The sequence below is a fragment of the Streptomyces sp. rh34 genome (assembly GCF_002551245.1).
Taxonomy (GTDB): domain Bacteria; phylum Actinomycetota; class Actinomycetes; order Streptomycetales; family Streptomycetaceae; genus Streptomyces.
Window position 1 is genome coordinate 1 of sequence record NZ_NTGZ01000467.1, and the last position, 2,545, is coordinate 2,545.

Annotated in this window: 4 protein-coding genes; 2 read left to right on the forward strand and 2 right to left on the reverse strand. The window is 71.2% G+C overall.

Features of this window, described 5'->3' with window-relative positions; all coding sequences use genetic code 11:
• The first annotated feature begins 93 nt into the window (after nucleotides 1-93).
• Nucleotides 94-630, forward strand: coding sequence for a methylated-DNA--[protein]-cysteine S-methyltransferase (locus tag CR470_RS37270; protein ID WP_097872149.1), 537 nt, complete (start codon nucleotides 94-96; stop codon nucleotides 628-630).
• A 43-nt stretch (nucleotides 631-673) separates the two neighbouring features.
• Here CR470_RS37270 and CR470_RS37275 read toward each other — a convergent pair whose 3' ends face one another.
• Nucleotides 674-1,258 (reverse strand): TMEM165/GDT1 family protein, encoded by a 585-nt coding sequence (locus tag CR470_RS37275; RefSeq protein ID WP_097872151.1) that lies wholly within the window; start codon nucleotides 1,256-1,258, stop codon nucleotides 674-676.
• A 377-nt stretch (nucleotides 1,259-1,635) separates the two neighbouring features.
• Here CR470_RS37275 and CR470_RS37280 point away from each other — a divergent pair, with 377 nt between their 5' ends.
• Nucleotides 1,636-2,040, forward strand: a complete 405-nt coding sequence (locus tag CR470_RS37280) for a (2Fe-2S) ferredoxin domain-containing protein (RefSeq protein ID WP_097872153.1) — start codon at nucleotides 1,636-1,638, stop codon at nucleotides 2,038-2,040.
• Between the two features lie 29 nt (nucleotides 2,041-2,069).
• Here CR470_RS37280 and CR470_RS37285 read toward each other — a convergent pair.
• Nucleotides 2,070-2,545, reverse strand: a 476-nt coding sequence (locus CR470_RS37285; protein WP_179892513.1) for a PucR family transcriptional regulator, incomplete at its 5' end; no start/stop codon positions are given.

Here is a 2,545-nt window from a genome sequence, read left to right on the forward strand (position 1 = left end):
CCTGGAGGGCGTACGCCGTGCAGTACCTCTGGACGGTGGACGACCACCCCATCAACCACCTGCCCGTCTGACACAGACAAGGACACGGCTCCCATGACCACGACCACCATCGCCCCCATCCCTCCGGTGACCAAGCGGCACACGGTCCTCGACAGCCCCTACGGCCCGCTCACGCTCGTCGCCACCGACGGCGTGCTCTCCGCCCTCTACATGACCGACCAGCGCCACCGCCCGCCCCAGGAGACCTTCGGCGTCCCGGACCCGGAGCCCTTCGGCGAGGCGATCCAGCAGCTCACGGCGTACTTCGCCGGGGACCGCACCACCTTCGACCTCCCGCTGAACATGGCGGGCACGCCGTTCCAGCGGAGTGTGTGGGCGGAGCTGCTGAAGATCCCGTACGGGGAGACCCGTACGTACGGCGAGCTGGCCGAGGAGCTCGGCAAACCGGGCGCCTCGCGGGCGGTCGGACTGGCCAACGGCAAGAACCCCGTCGGGATCATCGTGCCGTGCCACCGGGTGATCGGAGCCTCCGGGAGCCTCACCGGCTACGGCGGCGGCCTGGACCGCAAGCAGCGGCTGCTCGCCTTCGAGAGCGGGGGGAAGGACGACGGGGTGCGGGCCCTGTTCTGAGAGCGGCCGGGGGCGTGCCGAAGCCGGTACGCCCCCGCACTCCTCAGCCGGTGAAGATCTCCACGGCCGTCCAGACGGCGAGGCCCAGCATGCAGATCCCGCCGATGCGCTGCACGGTCTTCAGCGGTACGCGCTTCGCGATGAACCGGCCCGCCAGCAGCGCCAGCGCCGAGACGGACATCAGGGCGGCGGCCGCACCGATCGCCGTGGACCAGGTGCCGTTGCTCGCCGCGAGGTTGGCGGTGGTGATCTGCGTCAGGTCGCCCCACTCGCTGATGAAGACCGCCATGAACGCGGTCGTGTACACCGGCCAGAACCCGGTCACCGTCTTCACCTCGGCGTCCTCGTCGTCGTCCCCGCCGCTGCCGCGCAGCAGCATGAACGCGCCGAACGCGAAGAGCGAGGCCGAGACGAGCTTGACGATCCAGTCGGGCAGCAGCCCGATGAGGCTGCCCGCGCCGACGGCGATGGCGACGTGCACGAGGAACGCGGACGAGGTGCCGAACCACACGTAGAGCGGGCGCATCCGCGTGCCCATGGCCAGCGACGCGAACATCGTCTTGTCGGGGAGCTCCGCGAGGAAGATCAGCCCGAAGGCGGTGATGATCGCCAGAGGGTCGAGGTGCATTCCGGGTGGCCTTCTGTTCGAGCCGGGCCCCGGATCTTCGCGAAGCACCGCTCGGGCTTTTCGGAGGACCACTCGGCCCGGCATGACGGCAGCGCCCACGGGAGGTGGACGTGTTCATACAGGACCGAAGGTCTCGCCCGCCCGTGCCCGTCCCTTGCGGAACACACGAGCCCGGCCACCGGGAACCCGAAGGCTCCAGTATGTCGACGACCGGTTTGCGGGGCTACTCCCCTTCGCAGCCGTCAACACTACCTCACCCGGCCGGACACGGGTGCTGGTGTTCGAACCGCGAGCGCCTCGGTAGAGTCGTGATGATCACCCGACCGGCGTGGTCCGCAGCCATCCGACTCCACCCCACCGCGACGGGAAGTGCCCCCATGAGCCGCCGCCCCCGCAAGGACGCGCCCGCACAGGGCGCCCCCCGGCCCACCGTCAGCGTCTGCCGGGGCTGCTGCTGCGGTACCGAAAAGATCCCCGGCGTCGACCACGCGGGCCAGCTGGCACGGCTGCGTACTGGTCTGGCGGGCGCCGCCACCGTACGGGCGGTCGAGTGCCTGGACGCCTGCGAGCAGGGCAACGTGATCGTCGTGCAGCCCTCCGCCGAGGGCCGCCGCGCCGGGGGCCGGCCGGTCTGGCTGGGCCTGGTCAACGACGAGCACGCCGAGCAGGACATCGTGAGCTGGGCCTCGGCGGGCGGCCCGGGGCTCGCGGACGCCCCGGACATCCTCGACCTGTACGTCTTCCAGCCCTCGCGCCGGGTCAGGGCGGGTCTGGACGACTGAGGACCCTCCCGCCGGCACGGAGCCTCCCGTCACAGGCCCCGCGTCAGGCGGTGGAGCCGCAGAGCCAGCTGGATCTCCAGGGTGCGGGCAGGCGTGTTCCAGTCCTCGCCGAGGAGCCGTCCGATGCGCTCCAGCCGCTGCACCACCGTGTTCACATGGACGTGGAGCAGGTCCTTGGTCCGGGTGAGGCTCGTCCCCTGGGCGAAATAGGCGTCCAGCGTGGCGACGAGGTCGGTGCCGCGCCGGCTGTCGTAGTCGAGTACCGGCCCCAACGTCCGGTGCACATAGCCTCCCAGGTCCGCCTGGTCGCCCAGCAGTACGCCGACGAACCCGAGGTCTCCGACGGCCCCGCCGCTTCCGGTGTGGCCGAGGGCGCGCAGCGCGGAGAGACAGCGGTCGGCCTCGCTGTGCGCGTGCGGCAGCTCGGCCGGACCGGTGGCGGGACCCGCCGAGCCGACCGTGACGGGGAAGCCGACCGCCTGGCCCCTGTCTCTTATACACATCT